The 15,718-nt window shown below is 68.9% G+C and carries 17 protein-coding genes; 8 read left to right on the top strand and 9 right to left on the bottom strand.

Annotated elements, in window-relative coordinates; translation table 11 throughout:
* The first annotated feature begins 57 nt into the window (after positions 1-57).
* Positions 58-1,011, top strand: coding sequence for a DMT family transporter (locus QRN27_RS03340; protein ID WP_285040716.1), 954 nt, complete (start codon positions 58-60; stop codon positions 1,009-1,011).
* 10 nt (positions 1,012-1,021) lie between these two features.
* Here QRN27_RS03340 and QRN27_RS03335 read toward each other — a convergent pair whose 3' ends face one another.
* Both QRN27_RS03335 and msrB read right to left on the bottom strand, forming a co-directional pair.
* Positions 1,022-1,570: a nitroreductase family protein gene (locus QRN27_RS03335; protein ID WP_285040715.1), complete on the bottom strand. Its 549-nt coding sequence runs from the start codon at positions 1,568-1,570 to the stop codon at positions 1,022-1,024.
* Positions 1,567-1,986, bottom strand: coding sequence for a peptide-methionine (R)-S-oxide reductase MsrB (gene msrB / locus QRN27_RS03330; protein WP_285036951.1), 420 nt, complete (start codon positions 1,984-1,986; stop codon positions 1,567-1,569). The genes QRN27_RS03335 and msrB overlap by 4 nt, the downstream gene beginning before the upstream one ends.
* A gap of 223 nt (positions 1,987-2,209) precedes the next feature.
* Between msrB and QRN27_RS03325 the strand changes: the two genes are divergently transcribed.
* From QRN27_RS03325 to groL, 4 genes are all read left to right on the top strand, one after another.
* Entirely contained in the window at positions 2,210-2,512 is a 303-nt protein-coding gene (locus tag QRN27_RS03325) for a DUF3263 domain-containing protein (RefSeq protein WP_285040714.1), read from the top strand.
* Between the two features lie 21 nt (positions 2,513-2,533).
* Complete coding sequence (locus tag QRN27_RS03320; protein ID WP_285040713.1) at positions 2,534-3,106, top strand: LytR C-terminal domain-containing protein; 573 nt, start codon at positions 2,534-2,536, stop codon at positions 3,104-3,106.
* Positions 3,107-3,391: 285 nt separating this feature from the next.
* A complete protein-coding gene (locus QRN27_RS03315) occupies positions 3,392-3,595 on the top strand; it encodes a cold-shock protein (protein ID WP_056007727.1) in 204 nt (67 codons plus the stop codon).
* 204 nt (positions 3,596-3,799) lie between these two features.
* The gene (groL, locus tag QRN27_RS03310; RefSeq protein WP_194669407.1) at positions 3,800-5,419 is read left to right on the top strand and encodes a chaperonin GroEL; all 1,620 of its coding nucleotides are present in this window, start codon (positions 3,800-3,802) and stop codon (positions 5,417-5,419) included.
* A gap of 120 nt (positions 5,420-5,539) precedes the next feature.
* On the opposite strand, the gene QRN27_RS03305 is transcribed toward groL, so the two are convergent.
* From QRN27_RS03305 to QRN27_RS03280, 6 genes are all read right to left on the bottom strand, one after another.
* Positions 5,540-5,830 carry a WXG100 family type VII secretion target gene (locus tag QRN27_RS03305; protein ID WP_285040712.1) on the bottom strand — a complete coding sequence of 97 codons (291 nt, stop codon included), beginning with the start codon at positions 5,828-5,830 and terminating at the stop codon, positions 5,540-5,542.
* A 151-nt stretch (positions 5,831-5,981) separates the two neighbouring features.
* Positions 5,982-7,643, bottom strand: a complete 1,662-nt coding sequence (locus QRN27_RS03300; RefSeq protein ID WP_285040711.1) for a sensor histidine kinase — start codon at positions 7,641-7,643, stop codon at positions 5,982-5,984.
* Positions 7,644-7,653: 10 nt separating this feature from the next.
* On the bottom strand, positions 7,654-8,343 hold the full coding sequence (locus QRN27_RS03295) for a response regulator transcription factor (protein WP_056007716.1): 690 nt from the start codon (positions 8,341-8,343) through the stop codon (positions 7,654-7,656).
* Positions 8,344-8,389: 46 nt separating this feature from the next.
* A complete protein-coding gene (locus QRN27_RS03290) occupies positions 8,390-10,033 on the bottom strand; it encodes a DNA repair helicase XPB (RefSeq protein WP_285040710.1) in 1,644 nt (547 codons plus the stop codon).
* Between the two features lie 50 nt (positions 10,034-10,083).
* Positions 10,084-11,919 carry a helicase-associated domain-containing protein gene (locus QRN27_RS03285; protein ID WP_285040709.1) on the bottom strand — a complete coding sequence of 612 codons (1,836 nt, stop codon included), beginning with the start codon at positions 11,917-11,919 and terminating at the stop codon, positions 10,084-10,086.
* Positions 11,920-11,924: 5 nt separating this feature from the next.
* The gene (locus QRN27_RS03280) at positions 11,925-12,200 is read right to left on the bottom strand and encodes a multidrug ABC transporter ATPase (protein ID WP_285040708.1); all 276 of its coding nucleotides are present in this window, start codon (positions 12,198-12,200) and stop codon (positions 11,925-11,927) included.
* Between the two features lie 135 nt (positions 12,201-12,335).
* Between QRN27_RS03280 and QRN27_RS03275 the strand changes: the two genes are divergently transcribed.
* Both QRN27_RS03275 and QRN27_RS03270 read left to right on the top strand, forming a co-directional pair.
* Positions 12,336-12,719: a cold-shock protein gene (locus QRN27_RS03275; protein ID WP_056007705.1), complete on the top strand. Its 384-nt coding sequence runs from the start codon at positions 12,336-12,338 to the stop codon at positions 12,717-12,719.
* Positions 12,712-13,446 (top strand): DUF3027 domain-containing protein, encoded by a 735-nt coding sequence (locus QRN27_RS03270; protein WP_285040707.1) that lies wholly within the window; start codon positions 12,712-12,714, stop codon positions 13,444-13,446. Before QRN27_RS03275 ends, QRN27_RS03270 begins: the two co-directional genes overlap by 8 nt.
* 81 nt (positions 13,447-13,527) lie before the next feature.
* Here QRN27_RS03270 and serC read toward each other — a convergent pair whose 3' ends face one another.
* Positions 13,528-14,640: a phosphoserine transaminase gene (gene serC / locus QRN27_RS03265; RefSeq protein WP_285040706.1), complete on the bottom strand. Its 1,113-nt coding sequence runs from the start codon at positions 14,638-14,640 to the stop codon at positions 13,528-13,530.
* Between the two features lie 144 nt (positions 14,641-14,784).
* On the opposite strand from serC, the gene QRN27_RS03260 reads away from it, so the two are divergent.
* Positions 14,785-15,486 (top strand): iron-dependent transcriptional repressor DtxR, encoded by a 702-nt coding sequence (locus QRN27_RS03260; protein ID WP_285040705.1) that lies wholly within the window; start codon positions 14,785-14,787, stop codon positions 15,484-15,486.
* The last annotated feature ends 232 nt before the right edge of the window (positions 15,487-15,718 follow it).

Genomic DNA, 15,718 nt, shown 5'->3' with positions numbered 1-15,718 from the left:
ACCCAGAACCGCCCGTCAGCGTTGCTGGCGGGCGGTTCCGTGTGGAAGGAACCGTTCGTGAACCGCATCCCAGCATGGCTCGCCCTCCTGATCGCCGTGGTCAGTGGCGCCTTCATCGCCGTTCAGGCGCGCTTGAACGGCGAGCTCGGCGCGCGGCTCGGCGACGGCTTCACCGCTGCCGCGATCTCCTTCGGTGGTGGGCTGATCATCCTGACCGTCGGGCTGGCTGTCTCCCGAACCGGGCGGAGGGGCCTGTCGACCGTCGCGACGGCGGTGCGTCGTCGCGAGATGCCGTGGTGGACGGTCCTCGGCGGGTGCGCAGGCGCGTTCCTCGTGCTGTCGCAGGGACTCACCGCGGCTGCGCTCGGGGTGGCGCTGTTCACCGTGGCGGTCGTCGCCGGACAGACCGCGAGCGGGCTCGTGCTCGACCGCATCGGCTTCGGCCCCGGAGGCGTCGTCGGGTTCACCGTGCAGCGCGTCCTCGGGGCGCTCGTCGCCCTCGTCGCCGTCGGCGTCGCGGTCTCGGGTGAACTCGGCGGGAGCATCCCGCTCGGCCTGCTCGTCCTGCCGCTGCTCGCCGGGATCGGGATCGGCTGGCAGCAGGCGGTCAACGGGCGGGTGAAGATGCGAGCGCAGAGCACGCTCGCCGCGACGTTCATCAACTTCATCGTCGGAACCGTCGTGCTCGTCGTGGCCGCTGTGCTGCACGCGTTGTTCGTCGCACCGCCCGGAGCGTTGCCTGGGGAGTGGTGGCTCTACCTCGGCGGACCGATCGGCTGCGTCTTCATCGCCGTGGCGGCGTTCCTCGTGCAGCACACCGGGGTGCTCATCCTGGGGCTCGGGACGGTCGCCGGCCAGACGCTGAGCGCGCTCGCCCTCGACGTCTTCCTACCGACCGACGACGGGGGCGTCCACGTGTCCACCGTCGTCGGCACCCTGCTCGCGTTCGTGGCCGTGGCGATCGCGTCAGCCCGGTTCCGCCGTCGACCCGCCGCGCCGGCCGGCACCTGAGCCGATCGGATCACGGCATCCGGCTGAAGTGCGCCTTCGCGTTGATCGTCTTCCGACGGCCGGTCCGGCCGTTCCCCGGCTTGCCGCCGACGTAGAGCCACCCGAGGAGGTCTTCGCCCTTCTGCAGGCCGTGCGCTTTCCGGACGGCCTTCGTGCGCGTCGCGCCGCCGGTCCGCCAGAACACGCCCCATCCGGCGTCGTCGAGGAGCAGGCTGATCATGTGGGCGACACCCGAGGCCACGGCCTCCTGCTCCCAGGCGGCGACCTTCGACTTCTTCACGCTCACCACGACCGCGAGCAGCAGGGGAGCGCGAAGCGGCTTCGTCGAGGGCTTCGAGTCGCCGTCCGCCTTCGCGAGCGCCCGGCCCAGTTTCACCCGGTCGTCGCCCCGGAGGGCGATGACCCGCCAGGGGCGCAGGGCTCCGTGGTCGGCCACGCGGCCGGCGGCGGCGATGATCTCCAGCAGCTCCTCGTCGCTCGGGGCGACGTCGGTGACCTTCGACCACGAACGCCGTCCGGCGACGGCGGCGAGGACCGGGCTCTCGACGGACTCCGTCACTCCGTCGGCTCAGCGGTGTCGGCTGCTGCGAAGTTGAGCGCGATGGAGTTCATGCAGTAGCGGTCTCCGGTGGGTGTCCCGAAGCCGTCGTCGAAGACGTGCCCCAGGTGAGAGCCGCAGGAGGCGCAACGCACCTCGGTGCGGACCATGCCGAGGGTGCGGTCTTCGATCAGCTGGACCGCGTCGGGGTTCACGGACTCGTAGAAGCTCGGCCAGCCACAGCCGGAGTCGAACTTCGTCCCGCTCTTGAAGAGTTCGGCGTTGCAGGCGGCACAGGTGTACAGGCCGGCGCGCGACTCATCGAGGAGCTCACCCGTCCAGGCTCGCTCGGTCGCCGCTCCGCGGAGGACCTGGTACTGCTCGGGCGTGAGTTCCTCGCGCCACTGCTCGTCGGTCTTCGACACGTCGTACGTCATGCTGCTCCATTCGTTCTCGGTCATCCTACGCGCGGGGCCGCGTCGTACCTGCGGCCTCCGACTTCCAACTCAACACTGGGGAGTCGCTGATCCTTCCCGGTGAACGTGCCTCCTCGCCGGAGCGGATGCGACTCGACGACGCTCCGCTGAATAGACTGAGGAACCGTCCGGGTGGAGTCCTCCCGGACGCCTGGCACGGTACCGATCAGGAGGGGGATCGAGCATGCAGCCTGCATCGCACACGCCCGACGGCGGCGACGCGTCGGACCCCACCCCAGGCCTCACTGAGCGCGAACGCGAGATCCTCGAGTTCGAGTCCCACTGGATGCGCCACGTCGGGGCGAAGGAGGCCGCCATCCGCGACCGCTTCGCACTCTCGCCGACCCGCTATTATCAACTGCTCGGCGCGCTCATCGACTCGCCGTCCGCTCTCGCCCACGACCCCATGCTGATCAAGCGGCTGCAGCGCACCCGCGACGCCCGACTCTCGGCACGAGGAGCTTCAGCTCCACGTACCGACGGCTGAGCAGCCCACGGAGAACACACCATGGCTGAATCCTTCCCGCCCGACCGCTTCGACGAGGTCCCGGACCTCAAGCGCGTCGGTGCGCACCGTGCCCCGGCGCCGAAGGGGCGTGGCTGGATCGCCTTCCTGGTCGCCGTGGTGGCGACGTTGGTCCTCGTCGGCATCGGCACCTTCGCCCTGTTCGGGTTGAACGACCGCATCGACTTCTTCGGCGGCGCGCCCAGCCCGAGTGCGACGGCGACGCCCACGCCGACGCCGACCGAGGTGCCTCCCGTCGTCGATCCCGCAGCGAGCATCCTCGTCCTGAACGGGACACCGACCGAGGGCCTGGCAGCCTCGGCGGCGGCAGCGATCGCGGCCGCCGGGTTCACCCAGCAGATCCCGACGAGCGACGCGAGCACCGAGGATGTCACGGCGAGTGGCGTCTACTACCAGGACCCCTCGCAGGAGGGCGTGGCACGCGCCATCGCGAACGCGCTCGGTGGCATCCCGATCCAGATCACGGACCAGTACGCGATCCCGGTCGAGGAGGGCGAGGCGCCCGTGCTCCGCGTCGTCGTCGTGGTCGGCGCCGACTACCAGCCGGCCGCCTGAACGCGGCATCGATCGGGCCTCACCGGCTCGCCGGACCAGGCTGTGTTTCCGGGGTGTTTCCTCCATGTTGAGTTGTCGTAATACTCCGCGACGATTGTCGATTTCGGGGTGATCCGGGACACCGCCCCGGATTAGTATCTGGAATTGGCCGCTCATCCCGTCCCGTCTCGACTCGCCCCTGAGTCCGTTTTGGCGCAGGGTGGCCGCCGGGGTCCCGACTCCGGACGGCAGGTCCGGGTTCGGCAGCAGCCGACGCCTGTGAGCACGCAGCAATGGGAGTATGAAATGGCGAACGGAACCGTCAAGTGGTTCAACGCTGAGAAGGGCTTCGGCTTCATCACGGTCGACGAGGGTGGACAGGACGTCTTCGTCCACTACTCGGCGATCGACATGAGCGGCTACAAGTCCTTGGAAGAGGGCCAGGCGGTCGTCTTCGAGGTCGGCACCGGAGCGAAGGGGCCCCAGGCCGAGGCCGTCCGATTGGCATAAGCACCCATCGGACACGGGATTCCTGCGACGCCGTCCACTCCGGTGGGCGGCGTCGTTCGTCGTCTCGGGGTCGTTCCCGGGAGTTCGCTCAGGGCGCTGGCGCTCACTTGCACTCCCACCCCCTGAGTGCCAGAATCGACTTAGCACTCGTACTCATTGAGTGCTAAAAACGTTCATGACGTCCGGGAGGGACGAAAAACACACATGGCTAAGATCATTGCTTTCGACGAGGAGGCCCGTCGCGGCCTCGAGCGTGGACTGAACATTCTTGCTGACACGGTCAAGGTCACCCTTGGGCCGCGCGGTCGCAACGTCGTCCTCGAGAAGAAGTGGGGCGCCCCCACGATCACCAACGACGGCGTGTCCATCGCCAAGGAGATCGAACTCGACGACCCGTACGAGAAGATCGGCGCGGAGCTCGTCAAGGAGGTCGCCAAGAAGACTGACGACGTCGCCGGCGACGGCACCACCACCGCCACCGTGCTGGCTCAGGCACTCGTTCGCGAGGGCCTCCGCAACGTCGCCGCAGGCGCCGACCCCATCAGCCTCAAGCGCGGCATCGAGAAGGCCGTCGAGGCCGTCACGGCCGAGCTCATCGCCAACGCGAAGGAGGTGGAGACCAAGGAGGAGATCGCTGCGACCGCTTCCATCTCCGCCGGCGACACCACCATCGGCGAGATCATCGCCGAGGCGATCGACAAGGTCGGCAAGGAAGGCGTCGTCACCGTCGAGGAGTCGAACACCTTCGGTACCGAGCTCGAGCTCACCGAGGGCATGCGCTTCGACAAGGGTTACCTGTCGCAGTACTTCGTGACCGACCCCGACCGCCAGGAAGCGGTGTTCGAGGACCCCTACATCCTCATCGCCAACCAGAAGATCTCCGCGATCAAGGACCTCCTGCCGATCGTCGACCAGGTCATCCAGTCGGGCAAGCAGCTCCTCATCATCGCCGAGGACGTCGACGGCGAAGCACTCGCGACGCTCGTCGTGAACAAGATCCGTGGCATCTTCAAGTCCGTCGCCGTCAAGGCTCCGGGCTTCGGTGACCGCCGCAAGGCGCAGCTGCAGGACATCGCCATCCTCACCGGTGGTCAGGTCATCTCCGAGGAGGTCGGCCTCAAGCTCGAGACCGTCACCCTCGACCTCCTCGGCCGCGCCCGCAAGGTCGTCATCACCAAGGACGAGACCACCATCGTCGAGGGTGCCGGCGACGCCGAGGCCATCGCCGGTCGTGTGTCGCAGATCCGCAAGGAGATCGACAACACGGACAGCGACTACGACCGCGAGAAGCTCCAGGAGCGTCTCGCCAAGCTCGCGGGCGGTGTCGCGGTCATCAAGGCCGGTGCAGCGACCGAGGTCGAGCTCAAGGAGCGCAAGCACCGCATCGAGGACGCCGTCCGCAACGCGAAGGCTGCCGTCGAAGAGGGCATCGTCGCCGGTGGTGGCGTCGCGCTGATCCAGGCCGGCAAGACCGCCTTCGAGAAGCTCGAGCTCGTCGGAGACGAGGCGACCGGTGCGAACATCGTCAAGGTCGCCATCGACGCTCCGCTCAAGCAGATCGCGCTGAACGCTGGCCTCGAGCCCGGTGTCGTGGCCGACAAGGTCCGCAACCTGCCCGTCGGACACGGCCTCAACGCCGCGACCGGCGAGTACGTCGACATGCTCGCCGCCGGCATCAACGACCCGGTGAAGGTCACGCGCTCCGCGCTGCTCAACGCAGCGTCGATCGCCGGCCTGTTCCTCACCACCGAGGCCGTCGTCGCCGACAAGCCGGAGAAGAACCCGGCTCCGGCCGGCGACCCGACCGGTGGCATGGACTTCTAGTCCGACAGCAACACACGCGCAGGGCGTCTCCTTCGGGAGGCGCCCTGCGTCGTTGTTCCCCGCCGGTGCCCGGCCCGGCCCGGGAGCGGGTGCCCCGGGCCGGACGACCCCGGGCGTCGATCAACCGCTGAACATGCTCGCGTTCGCCCGCTCGATCTCCGCGTACTGCGTGCCCGCCACGGAGAGGGCCCGGCTGATCTCACTGAGGTTCTCCTCCACCTGACGTTGCGTCCCGCGCCAGCGCTCCACGACGCCGTGGAACGCCGCCGCTGCGGCTCCTGTCCACTGACCGTCGAGAGCGGCGAGCTGGGTGTGCAGGCGGGCGACCTCACTCTGGATCTGCTCGATCGTGACGCGTGCCGCGGTGGAGGCGCGTTCGACCGCGTCACTGTCGACCTGGAAGGTGGCCATGGGAACTCCATTCGTCCGGGCGGTGCCTGTCACCGCCGTTACCGAGACGCTAGGAGTTCAGCTCACGCCACCGGGTCGACGACCGCGGTTCCGACGCTCAGGCACCACGGCGGGCGCCCTGTGGAGCGGTGTCGGCAGCGGTGGGGTGGAATCAGGCCGGCGGGCCGGCGATGACGACCGGAGCCGTCGCGGCGGTCGGGGCCAGCGGCAGGATGACGCGGAACGTCGCCCCACCTCCCGGTGTCTCCGTCACGTCGACCGTGCCGCCGTGCGCAGCGACGATCGAGGCGACGATCGCCAAGCCGAGCCCGCTGCCACCGGTCTCCCGCGTGCGCGAGCTGTCCGCGCGCCAGAAGCGCTGGAAGATCTTCTCGCGGATCTGCGGGGGGATGCCCTCACCGTGGTCGACGATGGCGATGCTGGCCGTGCCGGCGCGCGCGTCGGTGCCGACGGCGAGCTCGATGGGGCTGTCGTCAGGCGTGAAGCGGAGGGCGTTGCCGATCAGGTTCGTGACGACCTGGCGGATCTTGTTCTCCTCACCGAGGACGATCGGCGGGACGGCCAGGGTCAGGGGTTCGGCGACCGGCTTCGCGTCGGGGGCGACGGCCTCGCCGGAAGGCTTCGGCCGACGACGGAAACGGTTGAAGGTCGCACCGAAGATCGGGCCCGTCGCACCGGCGGGAGGAGGGGTCTCGGCGGCGGCGGACGTCTCGCCGCCCTGCTCAGCGGTCAGCTGCTCCAGGGACATCATCCGCTCGTCGCGGACGACCCGGACCGTGCGTCCCGGCGCCTGAGCCGTGGTGTCGAGGGCCGCGTCGCGCGCGACCGGGAGGAGGTCGACCGGCGCGACGTTCAGCGGGCGGGTCTCGTCGAGACGCGCGAGCTGGAGGAGGTCCTCGACGAGTGCACCCATCCGGATCGCCTCCTTCTCGATGCGCTCCATCGCCTGGGCGACGTCCTGCGGGGTCTGCAGAGCGCCCATGCGGTACAGCTCGGCATAGCCGCGGACCGAGACGAGGGGAGTGCGGAGTTCGTGGCTGGCGTCGCCCACGAAGTTGCGCATCTGCTCGATGGTCTTCCCGCGGTCGGAGTAGGCGCGGTCGATCCGGGCGAGCATGGTGTTGAGGGAGCGGCTGAGACGCCCGACCTCGGTGTTGGGCGTTGACCCGGCCAACCGCTGGCTGAAGTCGCCGTCCGCGAAGGCCGCAGCGGTGCGTTCCACCTGCCGGAGCGGCTCGAAGGTACCGGTCACCAACCACCGCGTCAGCAGCGCGCCCACGACGATGATGAGGACGCCGAGCACGAAGAAGATGGTGAGGTAGGTGGCGATCGTGTTGTCGGTGCCCTGCATGGAGATCGCGACCCACGCCGCTCCCGTCCGGAACCCGTCGAGGGTGACCGGGACGGACACGGCGTGGTAGACGATCGTGCCACTCGAGTTGGTGGTCGTGTAGACCTGGTTGCCACTCGCCGCGACGTCGTTCGCACTGAGGTGCGCCGGGTGCTCCGGCGCGACACTGTCGTCCCAGCCGGAGGAGGCCCGGAGTTCACCGTTCGTGTCGTAGACCGCGACGAACAGCGTCGAGGGGGCGTCCAGCTGGAGCTGGCCGTCCTCGGAGATCTCGCCGACGATCTTGCCCTTGGCAGCCGTCAACAAGCTGTCGTTCGCCTGCTGGGTCAGCACCTCTTTGAGGAGGGGCGTCGTGCCCATCCCGGCGACGAGCAGGCCGAACGCGAGCACGAGCACCGTCACCCCGGTGATCTTCGTCCGGAGGGAGACGCTGCTCCACCAGGTGGACAGGGAATCGGCCATCGGGTGCGGGCTACGCCTTCCCGGCCTTGAGCATGTAGCCGAATCCGCGCTTCGTCTGGATGAGGGGCTCGCTCGAGAACTGGTCGAGCTTACGACGCAGGTACGAGATGTAGCTCTCGACGATGCCGGCGTCGCCGTTGAAGTCGTACTCCCAGACGTGGTCGAGGATCTGTGCCTTCGAGAGGACCCGGTTGGGGTTCAGCATGAGGTACCGGAGGAGCTTGAACTCCGTCGGGCTGAGGTCGATCGGGGTGTCGCCGACGAGGACCTCGTGGGTGTCCTGGTCCATCGTCAGTTCGCCGGTGCGGATGACCGCGTCCTCGTCGGCCTGCATCGTGCGGCGCAGGATGGCCTTGATGCGTGCGACGATCTCGTCGAGGCTGAACGGCTTGGTGACGTAGTCGTCGCCGCCGACGGTGAGACCGGTGATCTTGTCCTCGGTGTCGTCCTTCGCGGTGAGGAAGAGGATCGGGGCGGTGTAGCCCGCACTGCGGAGCCGCTTGGTCACGCCGAAGCCGTTCATGTCCGGGAGCATGACGTCCAGGATGATGAGGTCGGGTTCCTCCTCGAGCACCGCGGAGATGGCGGCTGCGCCGTTGCCCACGGCTCGCACGGCGAATCCGGCGAAACGCAGGCTGGTGGTGAGGAGGTCGCGGATGTTCGGTTCGTCGTCGACGATGAGGATGCGGGGTCCGGTCATGACACCATTATCTGCACGTTTCTTGAGACTTTTCTGAGAGCGAGGATCAAGCGGTCTGGAGGGCGTGCGCGTCGAGGATCGTGTAGCTGTAACCCTGCTCCGCGAGGAAGCGCTGCCGGTTCTGGGCGAACTCCTGATCGACCGTGTCGCGGGAGACGAGGGTGTAGAAACTCGCCGTGAGTCCGGAGGACTTCGGGCGGAGCAGGCGCCCGAGCCGCTGCGCCTCCTCCTGGCGGGAACCGAACGAGCCGGAGACCTGGATGGCGACCGTGGCCTCGGGCAGGTCCACCGAGAAGTTCGCGACCTTCGACACCACGAGGACCTGTTCGGTGCCGTCCCGGAACGCCTGATAGAGCCGTTCGCGTTCGTCGACCGGGGTGGCTCCCGTCAGCTTCGGGGCGCCCAGGGTCTCGGCGAGTTCCTCGATCTGATCGAGGTACTGCCCGATGACGAGGATCTGCTCCCCGCGGTGACGTTCCACCAGCTGTCGGACGACGTCGAGCTTGGCGGGCGCGGTCGCCGCGAGGCGGTACCGCTCGTCGTCGGCGGACGCCGCATAGGTGAGCCGATCGGCCTGGGGGAGGTCGACGCGGACCTCGAAGCAGGCGGCGGGGGAGATGAAGCCCTGCGCTTCGATCTCCTTCCACGGGGCATCGAACCGCTTCGGTCCGATGAGCGAGAACACGTCACCCTCCCGGCCGTCCTCGCGGATCAGGGTCGCCGTCAGGCCGAGTCGGCGTCGGGCCTGCAACTCGGCCGTGAGCTTGAAGACCGGAGCCGGTAGCAGGTGCACCTCGTCGTAGACCACGAGTCCCCAGTCCATGGCGTCGAGCAGAGCGAGATGCGCGTACTCGCCCTTCCGCTTGGCGGTGAGGATCTGGTACGTCGCGATCGTGACCGGCTTGACCTCCTTCACCTGCCCGGAGTACTCGCCGATCTCCTCGGCGGTGAGGGAGGTGCGCTTCAACAGTTCATCGCGCCACTGCCGGGCGGACACCGTGTTCGTCACGAGGATGAGGGTGTTGGTGGAGGCCTCCGCCATCGCACCGGCACCCACGAGCGTCTTCCCGGCACCGCAGGGGAGCACCACGACGCCGGAGCCGCCGGAGAAGAAGTTGTCCACCGCCTGCTGCTGATAGTCGCGCAGGTGCCAACCGTCCTCGACGAGGTCGATCTGGTGTGGCGTCCCGGCGGTGTACCCCGCGAGGTCCTCAGCGGGCCACCCGAGCTTCACGAGCTCCTGCTTGAGCGCGCCACGGGCCCAGGGCTCCACGAGGAAGGTGTCGGGGCTCGGGTGCCCGATGAGCAGCGGGGCGATGCGTTTCGCACCGGCCACCTCCGTCAGGATCGGGAGGTCGGTGGAGCGGAGGACGAGTTCGCCGTCCTCGGCGCGTTCGATCACCAGGCGGCCGTACCGGTTGACCGTCTCCCGCATGTCGATGGTCACCGAGGCGGGGATGGAGAACTTCGAGTAGCGCTCCAGGGTCTCGATCATCTGATCCGCGTCGTGCCCGGCCGCCCTCGCGTTCCACAGACCGAGACGCGTGATGCGGTAGGTGTGGATGTGCTCGGGCGCGCGCTCCAGCTCCGCGAACACGGAGAGATCGTGGCGGGCGTCCTCGGCGAGCGGGTGGGCGACCTCCAGTAGGACGGTGCGGTCGCTTTGGACGATCAGTGGTCCATCAGACATAACGGTCGAGTCTACCGGCGGATTCGGCAGGGAGCCCCCGTGAGGGCACGTCAACCGGCGACCCGGACCTCCGTGATCATGGCCAGCGGCAGGGTCCGCTCGACGTCCGCCGCGCGGTCGAGCCCGCGGAGGCGGCCGCCGGCGAGACTCACCGGCTCGATCGTGAAGGTCGACCGGCGCTCGCCGTGCTGGAGCTGGATTGTCACCGGGGTGTGGTCGCGCACGGCGACCTCGAGTTGCTTCGCCAGCCACGCGGTGCTCGTGTCGCCGAGGTCGTCGGCTCGCAGCCGGGACACCAGATCGGGCGCCGGTGCCGAGGTGGCCGCTGTCGAGGCCGTCCGGATGAGCGGTTGTCGTCGGATGCGGAGGGGGGCTCCGTGGTCGTCCTCGGCCACGACCGGGTAGCGGGCGTCGTGGAGCGCCCAGTAGACGGTGGCAGCATCGCTCCGGCTCGTGAGCCGGTTGGGGTCGCTCGGTCGGAGTCCGAGCGCGACGAGGCTCTGGTCGACGGACACCGCCGCGATCAATCCCGTGTCGTCCGAGTGGACGTAGCTGCTGCGCCCGGGATCGGCCGACGCGTCTGCGGAAGCACGGATCGTGCCGACCCGGACGAGGCCGAACCGCGATTCGGCCTCGGAGACGAGATAGCGCAATGGCTGCGGGACACCGGTCAGCGAGACGGACTCGAGGTAGTCGAGGAGGCCGGCAGCCGTGTCACCGTCCGCGAGGGCACGCGTGACGCTCTCGGGGGTGATGCGGTATCTCGACGCCTGAGCGCGCCCCTCCGGTTCGGCGAGTGATCTGAGTCGCACGTCGAGTTCGGCCGTCGGGGGGCCGAGGGCGATGACGGTGAGGTCGTCCTGGAGGACGACCTGGGACACCTCCGCCGGCAGCATCGACGCGAGCAGCGCCGCAGCGCCGTCCGGGTCACCCGCGATGAGGAGTCGACCGAAGCCGCTCGTGACGCCGCCGGAGGTGACACCGAGCAGGTCCGCCACCGCCTCGACCGCGCGGGCCGGGGTGGTGACCGCCTCTCCGGCCAGGGGATACCACCAGCTGAGCTCCTCGACGAGATCGGTGGCGCCGCGACCGTAGGCGACGAGGATGCGCTCGCGGAGGGCGACAGGGATCGCGTCCAGCCAGGCCGCGGCGAGCCGCGACCACCGCGCCGACGTCGTCGACGCGAGCCAGTCCTCGCCCCCGTCGCTCAGTCGGATCGCGGCGCCGGCGGCGACGGTCAGCCCGGCGGCCGATGCCACGGACAGGGCGAGTTCGATCTGTTCCGGGGTGCTCGCGGCCGCGGCGGCGAGCCGCTTCAGGTCGGGCATCGACGGCGCGCCTCGGCCGAGGAGTCGTGCGGGTTCGCGGTCGAGTTCGTGGAGGCTCTCGCCGATGATGCCGACGGCCCCGGCCGCCCGTTCGCTCGCCAACGCGTCCGTGTCGGGCGATGTGGGGGTCGGCGCTGGCGCGGGCGGGTCGGAGACCTCCTGCAGCTGGGCTCGGGACGGCTCGCCCGTGGCCGCCCACCCGTCGAACACCGACTCGACCGCGCGGACGGCTCTGATCGAGCCCTCGTCGTCGACCACGATCAGGACGGCGTCCTCCAGTCGCGCGACGGCGGCCTCGACCTCTGGCACCGAGCGGCCGAGCCGCGCAGCGAGCGACCGGCGATCCGATCCGTTCGACGCGGCGGCGAGGACCGCGAGGGTGTCGCGATCGAGGAGGGCCATCCGTCGTGCGACGCTCGCATCGTCCAGGAGGGCCTCGGCGAGGTCGAAGAAGTCGCCGATGCGCGCGGTGGATGTCTTGCGGTCGGCCAGCAGACCGCGCAACGCGTCGTCCGGGAGGTCCCGGAGGCGGCGCGCGATCGCGAAGGCCTCACCCATGGTGGTCAGCGCGTCGACGGTCCGCGCGATTCGCGGGACCGGCGCACGGCTCCCACGATGATGAGTGTGATCAGCATCAGGAACGCGATCGGGAGCCCGACGAGCGGCAGGATCGTGACGACCGGCCACGCACCGACGGCGAAATCGCCCTGCTCGAGTCCGGTGGCGGTACCGACCATGACCGCGACGAAGGCGGCGATCGAGACGGCGACGATCGTCACGACCATGAAGGCCAGGATCCGTTCTGGACGCGAGATGCTCGGCGTCTGCTCATCAGTCACGATCCCAGGATAGAGGCACGCGGCTGCTGCACCGAATAGGCTGGGGACCGAGGACCGATGGTCCTCTCGATCGTGCTTCCTGCGCGATCACCGCACGGCGCTGCATTTCTGCGCACGACACACAGCGAGGTTCCCATGCCCACCGGCAAGGTCAAGTTCTACGACGAGGAGAAGGGCTTCGGCTTCATCAGCTCCGATGACGGCCAGGAGGTCTTCCTGCACGCTTCCGCACTGCCCGCGGGCACGGCCGGCGTGAAGCCGGGGACGCGGCTCGAGTTCGGCATCGCCGATGGGAAGCGCGGCGCTCAGGCGCTGTCCGTCCGCGTCCTCGAGGCACCGCCCAGCCTCGTCAAACTCAAGCGCAAGCCCGCCGACGACATGGCGATCATCGTCGAGGACCTCGTGAAGCTCCTCGACGGCATCGGCGGCGACCTGCGACGCGGCAAGTACCCGAACAGCGGACACAGCAAGAAGATCGCTGCCGTCCTGCGCAAGGTCGCGGACGAACTGGATGCGTGACGCGGAGGACCGGGTCTCAGGCGACGAGGTGACGGTCTCCGACGAGACGCTCGGGGGATCCGAGCCCATCGCCGCGCCCGCGGAGGATGGGTCGACGACGTCCGAGGACGACGGAACGGCGCCACCGCCGGTGCCCGATGAGACGCTGATCGCGGCCGTCGCGTTGGCACGCGAGGCGCTGCAGTCGATCACACCGGCGAGCACGGTCGGCGAACCCGCAGGACATGTCGTGGTCGACGACCACGTGGTCTCGCTGCTGTTCGAGAACACGATGCCGGGCTACCCCGGTTGGTTCTGGACGGTCACCCTGTCGCGGACGTCCGACGACGCCGAGCCGAACGTCCTCGAGACGGAGCTCATGCCCGGCGACGGCGCGTTGCTCGCGCCGCAGTGGGTGCCGTGGTCGGAGCGACTCGCGGACTACCGGGCGGCTCAGGAGGCGGCGGCCGCGGCGGCTGCCGACGAGGCGCTCGACGACAGCGACGAGGCGGACGAGTTCGACGATGAGGACGACGTCGCCCTGTCCGGAGATCCACGCGATCGGGATCGGGACGGCATCGAACTCGAGTACGACGACGAGTCCGACGATGCGGATGAGGACGACGAATCCGACGACGACGACGATGACGAATCGGACGACGATGACGATGACGAGTCCGATGACGATGAATCCGACGACGACGACGATGACGCGTCGGACGACGACGACCGGTTCGTGGACGAGTAGTCCGCACCCGCACCCCGACAGACGAACGGGCGGTCGACCCCAGTGGGGGCGACCGCCCGTTCGGCGTTCAGGCTCGACGGCTCAGAGGGCGCCGACGACGTGTTCGATGCTGGCGATGAGCTGCCGCACGTCCGCCGGGTCGATGGCCGTGAAGGTCGCGACGCGCAGCTGGTTGCGACCGAGCTTCCGGTAGGGCTCGGTGTCGACGATCCCGTTCGCCCGGAGGGTCTTCGCGACGAGTGCGGCGTCGATGGTCTCGTCGAAGTCGATGGTGACGACGACCTGCGAGCGGTGCGACGGGTCCGTCACGAACGGGGTCGTGTACGAGGTCCGCTCTGCCCAGTCGTAGAGCGCACCGGAGGACTCCGCCGTTCGTGCCGAGGCCCAGGCGAGGCCGCCGTTCCCGTTGATCCAGGAGACCTGCTCGTCAAGGAGGACGAGTGTCGACAGTGCCGGGGTGTTCAGCGTCTGCTCGAGCCGCGAGTTGTCGACCGCGTTCTTGAGGCTCAGGAACTCGGGGATGTACCGTCCGCTGGCCGCGATGCGCTCGATGCGTTCGATCGCGGCGGGGGAGCAGAGGGCGAACCACAGTCCTCCGTCGGAGGCGAAGTTCTTCTGTGGAGCGAAGTAGTAGACGTCCGCCTGATCCGCGTCGAAGTCGACGCCACCGGCGGCGCTCGTCGCGTCGACCACGGTGAGTGCGCCTTCGTCGCCGGCGACGCGACGGACCGGCGCCATCACGCCGGTCGACGTCTCGTTGTGCGGCCAGGCGTAGACGTCGACACCCTCGACGGCCTCGGGGTCGACGCGGGAACCGCCGGCGACCTCGCGGACGTCCGGCGCGGTGAGCCACGGGGCTGCGGCGGACTTGGCGAACTTGCCGCCGAACTCGCCGAAGACGAGGTTCTGGCTGCGCTGCTCGATCAAGCCGAAGGCGGCCGCATCCCAGAACGCGGTCGAGCCGCCGTTGCCGACGATGATCTCGTAGCCGTCCGGTGCGCGGAACAGCTCGGCCAGACCGGCGCGGACGCGGCCGACCAGCTGCTTGACGGGGGCCTGGCGGTGGGAGGTGCCGAGGAGGGACCGTCCGGCATCGGCCAGCGCCGCGATCTGCTCGGGGCGGATCTTCGACGGGCCGCACCCGAATCGACCGTCGGCGGGCAGCAGGGACGTGGGAATCGTGATCTCCGGCATAGGGCGATTCTAGAGGCGGAGGCCGCGCTGCGTCGTGCGCCTCCTCGCGGAGACGTCCACGCAGGGCGGAGTGGCTTGGCGCTGGAACGGCGTCACCGCGCACTAGGCTTACCGGGAACGTGCAATCGGGCAGGGAGGGCGTCGATGACCGATTTGATTGACACCACAGAGATGTATCTCCGCACCATCCTGGAGCTCGAGGAGGAGAACATCATCCCGCTTCGCGCGCGGATCTCCGAGCGCCTCGGGCACTCCGGGCCGACGGTGTCGCAGACGGTCGGTCGGATGGAGCGCGACGGACTCGTCGTCGTCTCGGGCGATCGCCATCTCGAGCTCACCGAGCCCGGGCGACGCAAGGCCGTCCACGTGATGCGCAAGCACCGGCTGGCGGAGCGGCTGCTGAGCGACGTCATCGGCCTCGAGTGGGAGTTCGTCCACGAAGAGGCATGCCGCTGGGAGCACGTCATGAGCGAGCAGGTCGAGCGCAAGCTCCTCGACATGCTGAACCACCCGACGGAGTCCCCGTACGGTACGCCGATCCCCGGTCTCGACGAGTTCGGTGACAGCCCGGCGGTCGCGTTCTCGCAGGGCGTCATCAACATCGTCGGCCTCGTCGACGGACGCTCGGAGCCGGTCACGGCGACCGTGCGCCGACTGGGTGAACCCGCGCAGGTCGACCCCGAGCTCCTGCTCCAGCTGAAGCAGGCCGGCGTCATGCCGGGCCGTACCGGCACCTTCGCCGCTGCCGGCGGGTATGTGCTCGTCACCATCGACGGCGTCGACGGTGGTCTCGAGCTCCCGAACGAACTCGCCACCCACATCTTCGTGGAGACCCCGACCGCGTGAGCATGAGACGTGCATGAGGATTCCCTTCATGTGCCGTGTTTCCCGTGATGGAAACGTGACTTTCTGAGGGGTAACCCGTAGGCTGTCACACGTCCTGCAGGCCATGATCTGGCCGGAGGAAGACGACCGAGGCACCCCCTAGCCCGTCCCTCGGCCACACGAACCGACATCAATCGTCGGATGGGGCTGCGCCATGCCGATCGCCTTGCGGTGGTCCGTGTCGCTCATGCGG

Origin of the sequence: Plantibacter sp. LMC-P-059a (genome assembly GCF_030209505.1) — a bacterium.
Classification (GTDB): domain Bacteria; phylum Actinomycetota; class Actinomycetes; order Actinomycetales; family Microbacteriaceae; genus Plantibacter.
Note: the sequence above shows the minus strand (reverse complement) of the source record. Positions and strands in the feature narration are given on the sequence as shown.